At 69.4% G+C, this 15,676-nt stretch carries 14 protein-coding genes, 1 rRNA gene and 1 riboswitch; of the genes, 12 read left to right on the plus strand and 3 right to left on the minus strand.

Going from position 1 to position 15,676, the window contains the following annotated elements; genetic code table 11:
- The 11 genes from rrf to ACZ5DS_RS31725 all read left to right on the plus strand — a co-directional run.
- A 5S ribosomal RNA gene (gene rrf, locus ACZ5DS_RS31675) occupies positions 1-95 on the plus strand; the annotation flags it as partial.
- Between the two features lie 108 nt (positions 96-203).
- Positions 204-812 carry a CDP-alcohol phosphatidyltransferase family protein gene (locus ACZ5DS_RS31680; RefSeq protein WP_468245314.1) on the plus strand — a complete coding sequence of 203 codons (609 nt, stop codon included), beginning with the start codon at positions 204-206 and terminating at the stop codon, positions 810-812.
- Between the two features lie 113 nt (positions 813-925).
- Positions 926-3,421 (plus strand): sugar phosphate nucleotidyltransferase, encoded by a 2,496-nt coding sequence (locus tag ACZ5DS_RS31685; protein WP_468245318.1) that lies wholly within the window; start codon positions 926-928, stop codon positions 3,419-3,421.
- A gap of 120 nt (positions 3,422-3,541) precedes the next feature.
- A complete protein-coding gene (locus ACZ5DS_RS31690) occupies positions 3,542-4,468 on the plus strand; it encodes a DUF881 domain-containing protein (protein WP_468245321.1) in 927 nt (308 codons plus the stop codon).
- Positions 4,465-4,797, plus strand: coding sequence for a small basic family protein (locus tag ACZ5DS_RS31695; protein WP_003988855.1), 333 nt, complete (start codon positions 4,465-4,467; stop codon positions 4,795-4,797). The genes ACZ5DS_RS31690 and ACZ5DS_RS31695 overlap by 4 nt, the downstream gene beginning before the upstream one ends.
- Before the next feature lie 5 nt (positions 4,798-4,802).
- The gene (locus ACZ5DS_RS31700) at positions 4,803-5,654 is read left to right on the plus strand and encodes a DUF881 domain-containing protein (protein ID WP_468245323.1); all 852 of its coding nucleotides are present in this window, start codon (positions 4,803-4,805) and stop codon (positions 5,652-5,654) included.
- Between the two features lie 190 nt (positions 5,655-5,844).
- On the plus strand, positions 5,845-6,675 hold the full coding sequence (locus ACZ5DS_RS31705; protein WP_468245325.1) for an FHA domain-containing protein: 831 nt from the start codon (positions 5,845-5,847) through the stop codon (positions 6,673-6,675).
- Between the two features lie 35 nt (positions 6,676-6,710).
- Positions 6,711-7,448 carry a transcriptional regulator FtsR gene (ftsR, locus tag ACZ5DS_RS31710; protein WP_468245328.1) on the plus strand — a complete coding sequence of 246 codons (738 nt, stop codon included), beginning with the start codon at positions 6,711-6,713 and terminating at the stop codon, positions 7,446-7,448.
- An 85-nt stretch (positions 7,449-7,533) separates the two neighbouring features.
- A complete protein-coding gene (locus ACZ5DS_RS31715) occupies positions 7,534-8,007 on the plus strand; it encodes a bifunctional nuclease family protein (protein WP_004002801.1) in 474 nt (157 codons plus the stop codon).
- A gap of 262 nt (positions 8,008-8,269) precedes the next feature.
- Positions 8,270-8,911: a MerR family transcriptional regulator gene (locus tag ACZ5DS_RS31720; RefSeq protein WP_468245330.1), complete on the plus strand. Its 642-nt coding sequence runs from the start codon at positions 8,270-8,272 to the stop codon at positions 8,909-8,911.
- Between the two features lie 73 nt (positions 8,912-8,984).
- A complete protein-coding gene (locus ACZ5DS_RS31725; protein WP_468245333.1) occupies positions 8,985-10,334 on the plus strand; it encodes a DNA polymerase IV in 1,350 nt (449 codons plus the stop codon).
- Between the two features lie 91 nt (positions 10,335-10,425).
- Here ACZ5DS_RS31725 and ACZ5DS_RS31730 read toward each other — a convergent pair whose 3' ends face one another.
- The gene (locus ACZ5DS_RS31730; protein WP_468245335.1) at positions 10,426-10,797 is read right to left on the minus strand and encodes a PRC-barrel domain-containing protein; all 372 of its coding nucleotides are present in this window, start codon (positions 10,795-10,797) and stop codon (positions 10,426-10,428) included.
- Positions 10,798-10,916: 119 nt separating this feature from the next.
- A riboswitch (glycine riboswitch) is annotated at positions 10,917-11,011 on the plus strand.
- 174 nt (positions 11,012-11,185) lie between these two features.
- On the opposite strand from ACZ5DS_RS31730, the gene gcvP reads away from it, so the two are divergent.
- Positions 11,186-14,071 (plus strand): aminomethyl-transferring glycine dehydrogenase, encoded by a 2,886-nt coding sequence (gene gcvP / locus ACZ5DS_RS31735; RefSeq protein WP_468245337.1) that lies wholly within the window; start codon positions 11,186-11,188, stop codon positions 14,069-14,071.
- 57 nt (positions 14,072-14,128) lie between these two features.
- On the opposite strand, the gene ACZ5DS_RS31740 is transcribed toward gcvP, so the two are convergent.
- Entirely contained in the window at positions 14,129-14,548 is a 420-nt protein-coding gene (locus tag ACZ5DS_RS31740; RefSeq protein ID WP_468245339.1) for a TOBE domain-containing protein, read from the minus strand.
- A gap of 28 nt (positions 14,549-14,576) precedes the next feature.
- Positions 14,577-15,662, minus strand: a complete 1,086-nt coding sequence (locus tag ACZ5DS_RS31745; protein WP_468245341.1) for an ABC transporter ATP-binding protein — start codon at positions 15,660-15,662, stop codon at positions 14,577-14,579.
- Positions 15,663-15,676: the final 14 nt, after the last annotated feature.

Genomic DNA, 15,676 nt, shown 5'->3' on the forward strand with positions numbered 1-15,676 from the left:
AAACGCCCGGTTACATTCCGAACCCGGAAGCTAAGCCTCACAGCGCCGATGGTACTGCAGGGGGGACCCTGTGGGAGAGTAGGACGCCGCCGAACTCCTTTTACAGCTCCGGCTCTTGGGCATTGCCCAGGGGCCGGAGCTTTTTTGCGTTGAGGTAAGGTCAGGGGGCATCGTCGGCTCGTATTCGCACAGGAGGCCCCCGGGTGGAGGTCCAGGAGACCCGTGTCCAAACGGACCGGGTCCTCACCATCCCCAACATCCTCAGCATGGCACGGCTGGTGGGAGTGCCCCTGTTCCTCTGGCTGATCCTCAGGCCGGAGTTCGGGGGGCCCAACAGCGACGGCTGGGCCCTCCTCCTGCTGGCCTTCAGCGGGATCAGTGACTATCTCGACGGCAAGCTCGCCCGGCGCTGGAATCAGATCAGCAGCCTCGGCCGGCTCCTCGATCCCGCCGCCGACCGGCTCTACGTCCTTTCCACCCTGGTGGGCCTCACCTGGCGCGAGATCCTGCCGATCTGGCTGACCGCGCTTCTACTGGCGAGAGAACTGGTTCTGCTGGTGATGGTGGGCATCCTCAGGCGTCACGGCTATCCGCCGCCGCAGGTGAACTTCCTCGGGAAGGCCGCCACCTTCAACCTGATGTATGCGTTTCCTCTGCTGCTCCTCAGCGACGGAAGCGGATGGATCGCGTCACTCGCTGCTATTTTCGGATGGGCGTTCGCAGGGTGGGGTACAACCCTCTATTGGTGGGCAGGAGTGCTCTACGTGGTACAGGTCCGCCGTCTGGTCCGCGCGGATGCCACGGCCGATTGAGCTCGTTGATTGTCCGGACATAGTGGCCCGATGGCCCGCTGCGGAGAACTGCGGGACAATCTGGACGGGTGAAGTCGGCTAGACCGTCGTCTCTTGAGGAGGACGCTTCCGACATGAAGGCCGTCGTGATGGCCGGTGGCGAAGGCACTCGCCTTCGCCCTATGACCTCCAGCATGCCCAAGCCGCTCCTGCCGGTGGTGAACCGCCCGATCATGGAGCACGTGCTACGGCTGCTCAAACGCCATGGGCTCAACGAGACCGTTGTGACCGTGCAGTTCCTGGCATCGCTCGTCAAGAACTACTTCGGAGACGGCGACGAGCTCGGAATGGAGCTCACCTATGCGAACGAGGAGAAGCCACTCGGTACCGCCGGAAGCGTCAAGAACGCCGAAGAGGCGTTGAAGGACGATGCTTTCCTCGTCATCTCCGGTGATGCCCTGACCGACTTCGACCTCACCGACCTGATCGATTTCCACAAGGAGAAGGGCGCGCTGGTCACCGTCTGTCTGACCCGGGTGCCCAATCCGCTGGAGTTCGGCATCACCATCGTCGACGAGGAAGGCAAGGTCGAGCGTTTCCTGGAGAAGCCGACCTGGGGGCAGGTCTTCTCCGACACGGTCAACACGGGCATCTACGTCATGGAGCCCGAGGTTTTCGAGTACGTCGAAGCCGATGTTCCCGTCGACTGGTCCGGCGATGTCTTCCCGCAGCTGATGAAGGAAGGCAAGCCGATCTACGGCTATGTCGCCGAGGGCTACTGGGAGGACGTCGGCACACACGAGAGCTACGTGAAGGCCCAGGCAGACGTCCTGGAAGGCAAGGTCAACGTCGAGATCGACGGATTCGAGATCTCTCCGGGCGTCTGGGTGGCCGAGGGCGCCGAGGTACACCCCGACGCCGTGCTCCGCGGGCCGCTCTACATCGGCGACTACGCCAAAGTGGAAGCCGGCGCCGAAATCCGCGAGCACACCGTGGTCGGTTCCAATGTCGTCGTCAAGAGCGGTGCTTTCCTGCACCGGGCCGTGGTCCACGACAACGTGTACGTCGGCCAGCACAGCAATCTGCGCGGCTGCGTAGTCGGCAAGAACACCGACATCATGCGGGCCGCACGGATCGAGGACGGCGCGGTCATCGGTGACGAGTGCCTGATCGGCGAAGAATCGATCGTTCAGGGCAATGTGCGGGTCTATCCGTTCAAGACCATCGAGGCGGGCGCGTTCGTCAACACCTCGGTCATCTGGGAGTCGAGAGGACAGGCGAACCTGTTCGGTGCCCGCGGTGTCTCCGGAATTCTGAACGTGGAGATCACCCCCGAGCTGGCCGTACGGCTGGCGGGCGCCTATGCGACCACGCTGAAGAAGGGTTCCACGGTCACCACGGCCCGCGACCACTCCCGGGGTGCCCGTGCCCTCAAGCGGGCGGTGATCTCCGCGCTGCAGGCGAGCGCCATCGACGTGCGGGACCTGGAGAACGTTCCGCTCCCCGTGGCTCGGCAGCAGACGGCGCGAGGCAGCGCCGGCGGCATCATGATCCGGACCTCGCCGGGTGTGCCGGACTCCGTCGACATCATGTTCTTCGACGGCCAGGGCGCGGACCTATCGCAGGGCGGCCAGCGCAAGCTCGACCGGGTGTTCGCGCGCCAGGAGTACCGCCGGGCGTTCCCCGGGGAGATCGGCGACCTGTACTTCCCTGCGAGCGTCTTCGACTCGTACACCGGCTCTCTGCTGCGGAACGTCGACACGACGGGGATAGCGGAATCGGGCCTGAAGGTCGTCGTGGACGCCTCCAACGGCAGTGCCGGCCTCGTCCTGCCGAGCTTGCTCGGCAAGCTCGGCGTGGACTCACTGACGATCAACCCCGGTCTGGACGAGTCCAGGCCCACGGAGACCGAGGAGATGCGCCGCAACGGGCTGGTGCGCCTCGGCGAGATAGTGGCGTCCTCGGGGGCCGCGTTCGGTGTCCGGTTCGACCCCGTCGGCGAGCGGCTGTCGCTGGTGGACGAGAAGGGACGGATCATCGAGGACGACCGGGCCCTGCTCGTGATGCTGGACCTGGTGGCCGCCGAGCGGCGCAGCGGGCGTGTGGCGCTGCCGGTGACCACGACCCGGATCGCCGAGCAGGTGGCCGCTTATCACGGAACGCAGGTCGAATGGACCACGACCTCTCCCGACGACCTCACGCGCGTGGGCGGCGAAGAGGGCACCATCTTCGGCGGTGACGGCAAGGGCGGGTTCATCGTCCCCGAGTTCAGCAGCGTCTACGACGGCACGGCGGCCTTCGTACGGCTGATCGGGCTGGTGGCGCGTACGCAGCTCACCCTGAGCCAGATCGACGCGCGGATTCCGCGGGCCCACGTCCTCAAGCGGGACCTGGCGACCCCGTGGGCCGTCAAGGGTCTGGTGATGCGGCGTGTCGTGGAGGCGGCCGGGGATCGATTTGTCGATACGACGGACGGTGTGCGGGTCGTGGAGACAGACGGGCGCTGGGTGATGGTGCTGCCCGACCCGGCCGAGGCCGTCACCCATCTGTGGGCCGAGGGGCCGGACGACGCCTCGGCGCAGGCCCTGCTGGACGAGTGGGCGGCCGTGGTGGACAGCGCCGGACGGTAGAAGGGCGGCCCTGGAGGGCGAAAAGGCACTGCACGCGTGCGTGCCGGACAAGTGTCCCCAAGGGGGCCTGTCCGGCACGCCGGTGGGGCCATTCGGAGGTACTGCTCGCGACATGCGACGATGTGCGGCATGCCGCAGCAACCCCCCGTTCGGAGCAGCCCCACGCGGCCGCCGCGTCCGGACGCCTCCATGTCGTTGATCACCAACGTCATGGACCACAGCCTCGACGACGGCTACGCCGAGGCCGCCGCCCGGAGGGAGTCCCGGGGCGAGGGCGGGCTGCCGAAGACCCTCAGGGCGAAGCTGGGCCTGGCGGCGGGACTGGTCCTCACGGCGCTGGTGGTGACCGTCGGGGCGGCACAGGCGCGCGTGGCGGCGCCCGTGGTGGCCAAGGAGCGCCAGGAGCTGATCGACCGTGTCGACCGCGAGACCGCGGCAGCGGACAGCCTGGAGAAGGATGTCGACAAGCTGCGCGACGACGTCGACGCGCGCCAGCGGGCGGCACTGCGGCAGAGCGGCGACGGCGCCGAGGCGGACCTGGTGGGTATTCTGTCGGGCGCCATCGCGGTGCATGGCCCCGGGGTGAAGCTCGTGGTGAACGACGCCAAGGAGGCCAGCACCGGTGGCGACGGCAGCAATCCGCGCGAGACCTCCGGTTTCTCCGACACCGGGCGGCTGCGCGACCGGGACATGCAGCGGGTGGTGAACGGGCTGTGGGCCTCCGGGGCCGAGGCCGTCTCCATCAATGGACAGCGGCTGACGGCCCTGTCCGCGATCAGGGCCGCGGGTGACGCGATACTGGTCGACAACAGACCGCTGGTGCCGCCGTACACGGTGCTCGCGGCGGGGGACGGGAAGCGGCTGAGCACCAGGTTCCAGGACAGCGCCGACGGGCTGTATCTGCATGCCCTGGAGGAGAACTTCGGCATCCGCGCCACCATCGCCACGGAAGGCGACGTCCGGTTGCCCGCCGCACCGAGTGTGATCGTACGTACAGCACAGCCAAACTCCGAGAGCACTGAGAAGACTGAGAAGGGCACATCGTGATCGCCGTACTGGGCCTCGTCGTGGGAGTCGTGGCCGGCCTGTTGGTCCGTCCTGAGGTTCCGGCGGTCGTCGAGCCTTATCTGCCGATCGCCGTCGTGGCGGCGCTGGACGCCGTGTTCGGCGGTCTGCGGGCCATGCTGGACGGGATCTTCGACGACAAGGTCTTCGTGGTGTCGTTCCTGTCGAACGTGGTCGTGGCCGCGTTGATCGTGTTCCTGGGTGACAAGTTGGGCGTGGGCGCGCAGCTGTCCACGGGTGTTGTGGTGGTGCTCGGTATCCGGATCTTCTCGAACGCCGCGGCGATCCGACGGCACGTGTTCCGGGCGTGAGGCTGATGAGCAACCAGGAGGGGCAGCCGGAGAACAGGCTGCGCAAGGCACTGCCCGACGAGGTGCCGGCCGCGGCTGCGGAGTCGGAGCAGCAGACGCCTGAGCAGGGACCCGCTGAGAACCCCGAGCCGCAGCTCACCGGGCGCCGGCGGCTGGTCAAGGGGCTGTGGCCGCCGCGGTTGACGCGGGCCCAACTCATCGTCGCGCTGCTGCTGTTCGGGCTCGGTTTCGGGCTGGCCGTGCAGGTGGCGTCGAACAGCGACAGCGACAGCGCGCTGCGCGGCGCCCGGCAGGAAGATCTTGTTCGCATCCTCGATGAACTGGATGACCGTACCCAGCGTCTTGAGGACGAGAAGCAGGGACTCGAAAAGCAGCGCCAGGAGCTGCAGAGCAGCTCCGACCAGGCTGCGGAGGCACGCAAGCAGACCGCCGAGAAGGAGAAGCAACTGAGCATTCTGGCGGGCACCGTGGCGGCGCAGGGTCCCGGCATCACCATGACGATCGCGGACACGAAGGGGACGGTCAAGGCGGACATGCTGCTCGACGCGATCCAGGAGTTGCGCGCGGCCGGCGCGGAGGCGATCCAGGTCAACGGGGTACGGGTGGTCGCGAGCAGCTACTTCACCGATTCCGACAAGAGTGTGAGCGTCGACGGGAACAAGATCAACGCCCCCTATCGTTTCAAGGTCATCGGGAAGCCGCAGGATCTCGAGCCTGCTCTGAACATCCCTGGAGGCGTGGTGCAGACCCTGGAGAAGGAGCAGGCCACGGCGACCGTGGAGCGGTCTAACAAGATCGTCGTAGACGCCTTGCGGCAGGCGAAGCAGCCTGACTACGCTCGGTCGTCCTCCCAGTGAACCGGTGGTGCATGGGGGACGTCCGGCAGGGGCATGAGGTTGCGGGGGGTCGGCGCACCGAAGGGGTGGTGCGTGGTGGAAACTGTTTGGTGGATACGGACGTTGTGAGGGTGTCCGGGTCGGCCGGTGTAGGCAATCAGGGTTCGTCCTGCCCCACGGGCGGGTCTGTTTCGGTCAAGGGGAATCGCCCGTGAAGTTGTTTGCGAAGTTGTTCGGCAAGAGCGCGCGAGAGGGCAGCGACAACGCGACCGCTCGTCATCGCGCACAGCCTGACGCAGAGGGCCAGCGCCCACTGTTCCGCGACCAGGTCGCTGGTCCGGGCGGTGACATTTCCGGAGGTCAGGGCGCGGCGTCTGTTGACCCTGCCCAGTCCGGCGGCATAGGTTTCGGGCAACCGTCAACCTCAAGTGCGGGTGGAGGGTTTGCCTCCGACCCGTACGCGTCCAACGCTTCCGCGGGGCAGTCGCGGCAGGAGGATCCGTTCATGTCGGTCCTGGTGTGTACGAGGTGCGGTAACCGCAACGCGGAGAACGCCCGGTTCTGTTCCAACTGCGGTGCGCCGCTGCGTCCCGGTGTGGCACCGGAGCGCGCGTCCGAGACCACGTCCACGATCTCCATCTCCGGTCTCGAGGCCTACGACGCCGAGGCGACCGGTCAGACGGCCATGCCGATGCTCTCGCCCGAAGCGCAGGCCGCGGTCGACGCGCTGCCGATGGGTTCGGCGCTACTGGTGGTGCGCCGGGGACCGAACTCGGGCAGCCGCTTCCTGCTGGACAGCGACCTGACCACGGCCGGCCGTCACCCGCAGAGCGACATCTTCCTGGACGACGTGACGGTCTCCCGTCGGCATGTGGAGTTCCGGCGTTCCCCGGACGGCTCGTTCACGGTGGCCGATGTGGGCAGCTTGAACGGTACGTACGTCAACCGTGAGCGGATCGACCAGGTCGCTCTGTCGAACGGTGACGAGGTGCAGATCGGCAAGTACCGGCTGGTCTTCTACGCGAGTCGGCAGGGCATCTGACCCCCGGACCCGTCCGGGGACCCCAGGGAAGGTCCATGCTTCATACACCGAGCGGCGGTGCCCGAAGCGGTACCGCCGCCACGGACAGTGGGCTGATGAGCATCGGCACGGTGCTGAACGCGCTGCGTGACGAGTTCCCCGAGGTCACCATCTCCAAGATCCGTTTCCTGGAGTCGGAGGGCCTCGTCGAGCCGCAGCGGACCCCCTCGGGGTACCGAAAGTTCAGCGCAGGCGACGTAGAGCGTCTCGCCCATGTCCTGCGGATGCAGCGGGACCACTATCTGCCGCTCAAGGTCATCCGTGAGCACCTGGACGCCATGGAGCGGGGCGAGGCCGTCCAGCTGCCCGTGGTGGGGCGTCAGCGCACCGGGGAGGACGTACCGGAGTCGTTCGAGCGGCCCACGGTCGCCCGGATCGGGCGGGCCGAGCTGCTGGCGGCCGCGGAGATCGACGAGGCGGACCTCGAGGAGTGGCAGTCGTACGGGCTGATCGCTCCCGTGGAGGGCGGAACGTACGACGCCGAGGCCGTCACCGTGGCCACGCTCGTCGCCGAGCTGGGCCGGTTCGGGATCGAGCCGCGCCACCTGCGGGTGATGAAGGCCGCCGCCGACCGTGAGGCGGGGCTCGTGGACCAGGTGGTGGCCCCCCTGAAGCGCCACCGCAACCCGCAGACCAGGGCTCATGCCGAGGCCCGAACGAAGGAGCTGGCGGCGCTCACGGTGAAGCTGCACGCCGCGCTGGTGCAGGTCGCTCTCGGTGTGCGGCTGCCCTGACCGGCGGCGTGTCCGGGCGGCCGGATCGGCCACCTGTTCCCGGCCCGACTACCCAAACGTCCCGGGCACGGCCTAGGGTTGCTGTGTGAACGAGCTCGATGTCGTAGGTGTCCGGGTGGAAATGCCCTCCAACCAACCGATCGTGCTCCTGCGCGAAGTGGGAGGCGACCGTTACCTCCCCATCTGGATCGGGCCCGGGGAGGCGACGGCGATCGCCTTCGCCCAGCAGGGCATGGCCCCCGCGCGACCGCTGACGCACGACCTCTTCAAGGACGTGCTGGAGGCCGTCGGCCAGGAGCTGACCGAAGTGCGCATCACGGATCTCCGTGAGGGCGTCTTCTATGCGGAGCTGGTCTTCGCCAGCGGGGTCGAGGTGAGCGCTCGCCCGTCCGATGCCATAGCGCTGGCCCTGCGTACCGGAACGCCGATCTATGGCAGCGACGGGGTGCTGGACGACGCCGGCATCGCGATTCCGGACGAGCAGGAGGACGAAGTGGAGAAGTTCCGCGAGTTCCTCGACCAGATCTCGCCCGAGGACTTCGGCACCAGCAGCCAGTGAGACGGGGGCCGGCCGGGCGACCCGCGGGTATGTGACCGGCCGGTCGGCCGTTCGTCCGCGCCCCGCGCCATGGCATGTGCCACCGGCCATGGAGAGCGTCCTACGGCTTCCTGCCAGAGCATTCGGCTAGCCTTTCCCCGCGGTGGGGGACGGGAAACCACTCCCAGGGTGATTATCACTCGGCGTGCCGAGTGTGGCGATCGTTGACGCACCCCTGGTGACTGCCTACCGTCGAGAAGGCAGGTCAAGGACGGAGGTCGGCGTGAGAACCAGCGGCGACGGTACGGCTGGGGGTGCTCCCGGACGTTTCGGGGACAGCGGTCCGTACCCGCTTCATAGCAGCGCTGTCGATCACGCCCCGCGGCGGCCGACAGCGGTGCCGAACGGCGGAGGGGCGGCGTCCATGGCGTCCGAGGAGATCGGCTATCGCGGGCCCACGGCCTGCGCGGCCGCCGGCATCACCTATCGGCAGCTCGACTACTGGGCCCGCACCGGCCTGGTCGAGCCGAGCGTGCGGCCCGCCTACGGGTCGGGTACGCAGCGTCTGTACAGCTTCCGGGACGTCGTCGTCCTGAAGATCGTGAAGCGGTTCCTGGACACCGGGGTCGCGCTCCAGAACATCCGTACGGCCGTCCAGCACCTCAGGGAACGCGGTTTCCGCGACCTGGAGCGCATGACCCTCATGAGCGACGGCGCCACCGTCTACGAGTGCACTTCGCCCGACGAGGTCCACGCCCTGCTCCAGGGCGGTCAGGGCATCTTCGGGATCGCCGTCGGCGTGGTCTGGCGGGACGTGGAAAGCGCGCTCTCCCAGCTGCACGGCGAGCGCATCGACACCGGGGAGACGCTGGTCGGGCCCAACCCGGCCGACGAGCTGGCGAGGCGGCGCAACCGGGCCGTCTGACGCCTCCCGGGCAGCCCACGGCAGGGCCCTCGGGGACCCTGCATTGTCAGTGGCGTGGTGCAGCATCGGAGATGTGAGAAACGCGCCCACGATCCTGCATCTCGACATGGACGCCTTCTTCGCCTCGGTGGAGCAGGCATCCAAGCCGAGCCTGCGCGGGAAGGCCGTGATCGTGGGCGGCCTCGGACCACGCGGGGTGGTGGCCACCGCGTCGTACGAGGCCCGGGTCTTCGGTGTCCACTCGGCGATGCCCATGGCACAGGCGCGCCGGCTGGCGCCGAACGCCGCGTATCTCGTGCCGCGCTTCGCCCTGTACCGATCGGTCAGCGATCAGGTGATGGCGCTGCTGCGGGCGCTGTCACCGCTGGTGGAGCCGCTGAGCCTGGACGAGGCGTTCGTGGACCTGGAGGCCGGGGGAGCGGCCTGGGACGAGGAGTCGGCGCGGCTGGCGGGGACGAAGCTGCGTGACGACATACGGGCGGTCACGGGGCTCACGGGGTCGGTGGGGCTGGCCGCCTCCAAGATGATCGCGAAGATCGCCTCGGAGCAGGCCAAGCCCGACGGACTCGTGCTCATCAAGCCCGGCACGGAGCGTAAGCTGCTCGGCCCCATGTCGGTGCGGACGCTGCCCGGGGTCGGCCCGGCGACCGGTGACCATCTGAGACGGGCCGGGATCACGACGGTCGAGGAGCTGGCCGAGGCGGGTGAGGACGAACTCGTACGGCTGCTGGGCAAGGCACACGGGCACGCGCTGTACGCCATGGCACTGGCACGCGACGACCGGCCCGTGGTGGCCGAGCGGGAGACCAAGTCGGTGTCGGTCGAGGACACGTACGACGTGGACATCCACGACCGGTTGCGGGTCGGCCTGGAGGTGCAGCGGCTCGCCGACCGGTGCGTGCGGCGGCTGCGCGGTGCCGGGCTGTCCGGGCGCACCATCGTCCTGAAGGTGCGGCGGTACGACTTCTCGACGCTGACCCGCTCCGAGACGCTCAGAGGCCCCACGGACGATCCGGCGGTGATCCGGGAGGCTGCGGCACGGCTGCTGGAGTCGGTGGACACCACGGGCGGGGTCCGGCTGCTCGGCGTGGGCGTCTCCGGGCTGGCCGACTACACCCAGGAGGACCTGTTCGCCCAGGCGGCGGGCGAGCGGGCCGCGTCCGCGGAGGGGCCGGAGGAGGTCGTGCCCGAGGCCGTGGAGGACCCGGAACCGGCCGAGCGGCAGTGGCGTGCCGGGTATGACGTGCGGCACGTCGAGTACGGGCACGGGTGGGTGCAGGGCAGCGGTCTGGGGCGGGTCACCGTGCGCTTCGAGACACCGCAGTCCGAGCCGGGGCGGGTTCGTACGTTTCGGGTGGACGATCCCGGGCTGGAGCCGGCGGAGCCGTTGCCGCTGGTGTCGGACGTCGATACCGGTCTGTAGGGGGGAGGTCGTTCGGTGGGTGCGGGTTCGCCGTGGTTTTTCGCGCAGTTCCCCGCGCCCCCAGGGGCCGGCAAGAGTCCCTAGGCCATCCCTAGGCCTCCTCGCTGCCTGCCAGTTTGCCGAAATCGCGGTCCGGGGGCGGGGGAGCGGCGGACACGTCCAGGCCGTAGTGGTGGTAGAGCTGGAGTTCCTGTTCGGGGGAGAGGTGGCGGCCCACGCCGAAGTCGGGGGCGTCCTTGATGAGTGCGCGGTCGAAGGGGACCCGGAGGGCGCCTTCGACCAGCTCGCTGGGCTCCAGGGGGACGAAGGCGTCCCGGGAGAAGAGGCCGGTCCGTATGGCCGCCCACTCGGGCACGCCGGTCGCGTCGTCGAGGTACACCTCGTCGATGGTGCCGATCTTGGTGCCATTGCGGTCGAACGCCTTGCGGCCGATCAGGTTGCGCGGATCGATGCCGGTCTGCACGGTCCGTCTCCCTCCACTTGGTCGCAACTCATCCGTAAGCACTACGAAAGAGCACATTCAGGGAGGCGGCCACTCGAGGGCCCAGGCGTTGACCTCGCTGGTAGGCTGACAGCGGCTGCTGACCCCGTGCGGGAGAGTCCTCCGACCACCTCGGAGGCGCCGAAGGAGCAAATCCTCCCCGGAATCTCTCAGGCTCACGTACCGCACGGACGAGGTCACTCTGGAAAGCAGGGCGAGCGTCGACGGCTCTCGCCCTCACCGACGGTGAAAGCCGGGACCCTCGGGTGTCCGGTGAAGCTCTCAGGTTGAGATGACAGAGGGGGAGGCCGTCGGGGCAACCGTGCCGTGGTGCCCCTCGAAGGTCGCGTCAGACCAGGAGGCCTCCGCAATGACCGCCCATCGCACTCCGCTCTCCGAGCTCGAAGCGGGCATCCCCTTCGAGCAGCGCCACATCGGGCCCGACCCGGAGGCGCGGGCCAAGATGCTCGCGCACGTCGGCTACGGCTCCCTCGACGAGCTGACCGCCGCCGCGGTCCCGGATGTGATCAAGAACGCCGACGCTCTTGACCTGCCGGGTGCCCGCACCGAGGCCGAGGTGCTCGCCGAGCTGCGCTCGCTCGCCGACCGCAACCAGGTCCTCGGCTCCATGATCGGCCTCGGCTACTACGGCACCTTCACCCCGCCGGTCATCCTGCGCAACGTCATGGAGAACCCGGCCTGGTACACGGCGTACACGCCGTACCAGCCGGAGATCTCGCAGGGCCGTCTGGAGGCCCTGCTGAACTTCCAGACGATGGTCGCCGACCTCACCGGTCTGCCCACCTCCGGCGCCTCCCTGCTGGACGAGGGCACGGCCGCCGCCGAGGCGATGGCGCTGTCCCGGCGCATGGGCAAGAACAAGAAGGGCCTGTTCCTGGTCGACGCGGACGCCCTGCCGCAGACCATCGCCGTCATCGAGACGCGCGCCGAGCCGACCGGTGTGGAGATCGTCGTCGCCGACCTCAGCGACGGCATCCCGGCCGACATCGCCGCACGCGAGATCAACGGCGTGCTGATCCAGTACCCGGGTGCCTCCGGTGCCGTTCGCGACATCAAGCCGGTCATCGAGCAGGCGCACGAGCTGGGTGCCCTCGTCACCGTCGCCGCCGACCTGCTGGCCCTCACCCTGCTGACCTCGCCGGGCGAGCTGGGCGCGGACATCGCCGTCGGCACGACCCAGCGCTTCGGTGTCCCGATGGGCTTCGGCGGTCCGCACGCGGGCTACATGGCGGTGCACGAGAAGTTCGCGCGCAGCCTGCCCGGCCGCCTCGTCGGTGTCTCCGTCGACGCCGACGGGAACAAGGCCTACCGCCTCGCGCTGCAGACCCGTGAGCAGCACATCCGCCGCGAGAAGGCCACCAGCAACATCTGCACCGCGCAGGTGCTGCTCGCCGTGATGGCCGGCATGTACGCCGTCTACCACGGGCCGGAGGGCCTGCGGACCATCGCGCGGCGCACCCACCGGTACGCCACCATCGTCGCCGAGGGCCTGAAGGCCGGCGGTGTCGAGATCGTCCACGGCTCCTACTTCGACACCCTCACCGCGCGCGTGCCCGCAAAGGCCGCCGAGGTCGTCGCCGCGGGCCGGGACAACGGCGTCAACCTGCGTCTGGTCGACGCCGACCATGTCTCCCTCTCCTGCGACGAGACCACCAACCGGGCCCAGCTGGACGCGGTCTTCTCCGCCTTCGGCGTCGCCGGCGACATCGAGGCGCTGGACGCCACGGCCGCGGACACCCTGCCCGAGGCGCTGCTGCGCACCGACGACTACCTGACCCACCCGGTCTTCCAGGAGCACCGCTCCGAGACCGCGATGCTGCGCTACCTGCGCAAGCTGGCCGACCGCGACTACGCGCTCGACCGCGGCATGATCCCGCTGGGCTCCTGCACCATGAAGCTCAACGCGACCACGGAGATGGAACCGGTCACCTGGCCCGAGTTCGGCCAGCTGCACCCCTTCGTGCCCGCCGAGCAGGCCGAGGGCTACCTCACGCTCATCCGCGAGCTGGAGGAACGTCTCGCCGAGGTCACCGGCTACGACAAGGTCTCGCTCCAGCCGAACGCCGGTTCGCAGGGCGAGCTGGCCGGCCTGCTCGCCGTACGCGGCTACCACCGGGCCAACGGTGACGAGCAGCGGACCGTGTGCCTGATCCCGTCCTCCGCGCACGGCACGAACGCCGCGAGCGCCGTGATGGCCGGGATGAAGGTCGTCGTCGTCAAGACCGCCGAGGACGGCGAGATCGACGTCGAGGACCTGCGGGCGAAGATCGAGCAGTACCGCGACGAGCTGGCGGTCCTGATGATCACCTACCCGTCCACGCACGGCGTCTTCGAGGAGCACGTCGCCGACATCTGCGCCCAGGTCCACGAGGCCGGCGGCCAGGTCTACGTCGACGGCGCCAACCTCAACGCCCTGGTCGGCCTCGCCAAGCCGGGCCACTTCGGCGGCGACGTCTCCCACCTGAACCTGCACAAGACCTTCTGCATCCCGCACGGCGGCGGTGGCCCGGGCGTCGGCCCGGTGGCCGTACGCTCGCACCTCGCGCCGTACCTGCCGAACCACCCGATGCAGCCGGCCGCAGGCCCCGAGACGGGCGTCGGCCCGATCTCCGCGGCGCCGTGGGGCAGCGCGGGCATCCTGCCGATCTCGTGGGCGTACGTCCGCCTGATGGGCGGCGAGGGCCTCAAGCGCGCCACGCAGGTGGCCGTGCTCTCCGCGAACTACGTCGCCAAGCGCCTGGAGCCGCACTACCCGGTGCTCTACACCGGTCCCGGCAACCTGGTCGCGCACGAGTGCATCATCGACCTGCGCCCGCTGACCAAGGCGACCGGCGTGAGCGTGGACGACGTGGCCAAGCGCCTGATCGACTACGGCTTCCACGCGCCGACCATGTCGTTCCCGGTGGCCGGCACGCTGATGATCGAGCCGACCGAGTCCGAGGACCTGGCCGAGCTGGACCGGTTCTGCGACGCGATGATCGCCATCCGCGCCGAGATCGAGAAGGTCGGCTCCGGCGAGTGGCCCGCGCAGGACAACCCGCTGGCGAACGCGCCGCACACCGCCGCCGCCCTCGGCGGCGAGTGGAAGCACGCCTACAGCCGCGAGGAGGCCGTCTTCCCGGCCGGTGTCTCGGCCGCCGACAAGTACTGGCCGCCGGTGCGCCGCATCGACCAGGCCTTCGGTGACCGCAACCTGGTCTGCTCCTGCCCGCCGCTGGACGCGTACGAGGACTGAGCGAGCGCCTGAGTGAGGGCCCCCGTCCGTGCCCGGGCGGGGGCCCTCGCGCATGCTCTACGCCGTCGCCAGCGCCACCTCGGTCGACTTGATCAGGGCGATCACGTCGGAGCCCACGAAGAGGCCGAGGGCTTCGGCCGCGTCCTTGGTGATCACTGCGGTCAGTTCGGCGTCGGCCACGGCGACTTTCACGGAGGCCATGGCTGCGCCGAGGGCGAGATGGACGACCGCGCCGGGGAGCTGGTTGCGGATGGACAGGCCCTCGACCGTGCTCGTGGCGAGGGAGATCTCCGTCGACTTCACCAGGGCGCGGACGGGGGAGCCGGGGGCGAGGCCCAGCTGGTCGGCGGCCTCCCGGGTGATGGCCGCCGTGAGGTCCTGCCCGCCGTTCAGTCGGATCCTGACCGTGGCCATGACCTCGCCGGGGTGGACCTCGGAGACGGTGCCCGGGAGCTGGTTGCGGATGCTCAGTGTCATGGGCACTCACGGTAGGGTGCCCGTCCGTTCAGGCCGGATATGCGTGGGTCTGGGTTGCTTTCACTGTCGCCCAGACAGACGCACCCGGCCGCAGATCCAGCTCGGCGGCGGCGACCGTGGTGAGGTCGGCGGCGAGGGGGAGCTCGCCGGTCAGGTCGGCGCGGATCTGGTCGCCGTGGGTCTCCAGGCCGGCGATCTCGCAGCGCCACAGATTGCGGGCGCTGGCGCCGGTGGGACGGTCCCGGAACAGGGTGACGGCGACCGGCGGGAACGCCACGAAGACCGGCCCGGACAGGTCCTCCGTGGTCGTGATCGAGGGTCCCGCGTCGAGCCGTACCGTGTGCCCCTCGGCCTGTCCCCGGTAGAGGTTGAGGCCGACCAGCTGGGCGATGTAGTCCGTGCGCGGATGGCGGGCGATGTCGGCCGGGGTGCCGTCCTGCACGACCCGGCCGTGCTCGACCACCACCAGCCGGTCCGCGAGCACCATGGCGTCCAGCGGGTCGTGCGTGACGAGGACCGCGACCGCCTCGAACTCGGCCAGGTGGCGGCGGAGCTGGGAGCGGACCTCCAGGCGGGTCCGGGCGTCCAGGGCCGCGAGCGGCTCGTCCAGGAGCAGCAGCCGGGGCCGGATGGCCAGGGCGCGGGCGAGCGCGACGCGCTGGGCCTGGCCGCCGGAGAGCCGACGGGGCTTGGCTCCGGCGTGCTCGGCGAGGCCCATGCGGTCCAGCCAGGAGGCGGCGAGGGCCCGCGCCTCGGCTTTGGCGGCCCCCTGGCAGCGCGGTCCGAAGGCCACGTTGTCCAGGGCGGACAGGTGCGGGAAGAGCAGATAGTCCTGGAAGACGACGCCGACCGGGCGGGACTCGGGCGGGGTGTGCTCCAGGGGGGCACCGTCGAGGCGCAGATGGCCGTCGGTCAGCGGGACCAGCCCCGCGAGGGCACGCAGCGCGGTGGTCTTTCCGGCGCCGTTGGGGCCCAGAAGTGCGACGACGTCCCCCGGGGCCGCGGTCAGAGTCACGTCGAGCCGGAAGGGGCCTCGCTGTACGACGAGCCGGGCGTCGAGCCCTTGCTCGCCCACGACCTCGAGGTCGGCCTCGGGGGCATCGATGTCGGTCATGCAGGGGGCGTCCT

The organism is Streptomyces sp. NPDC031100, assembly GCF_055570785.1.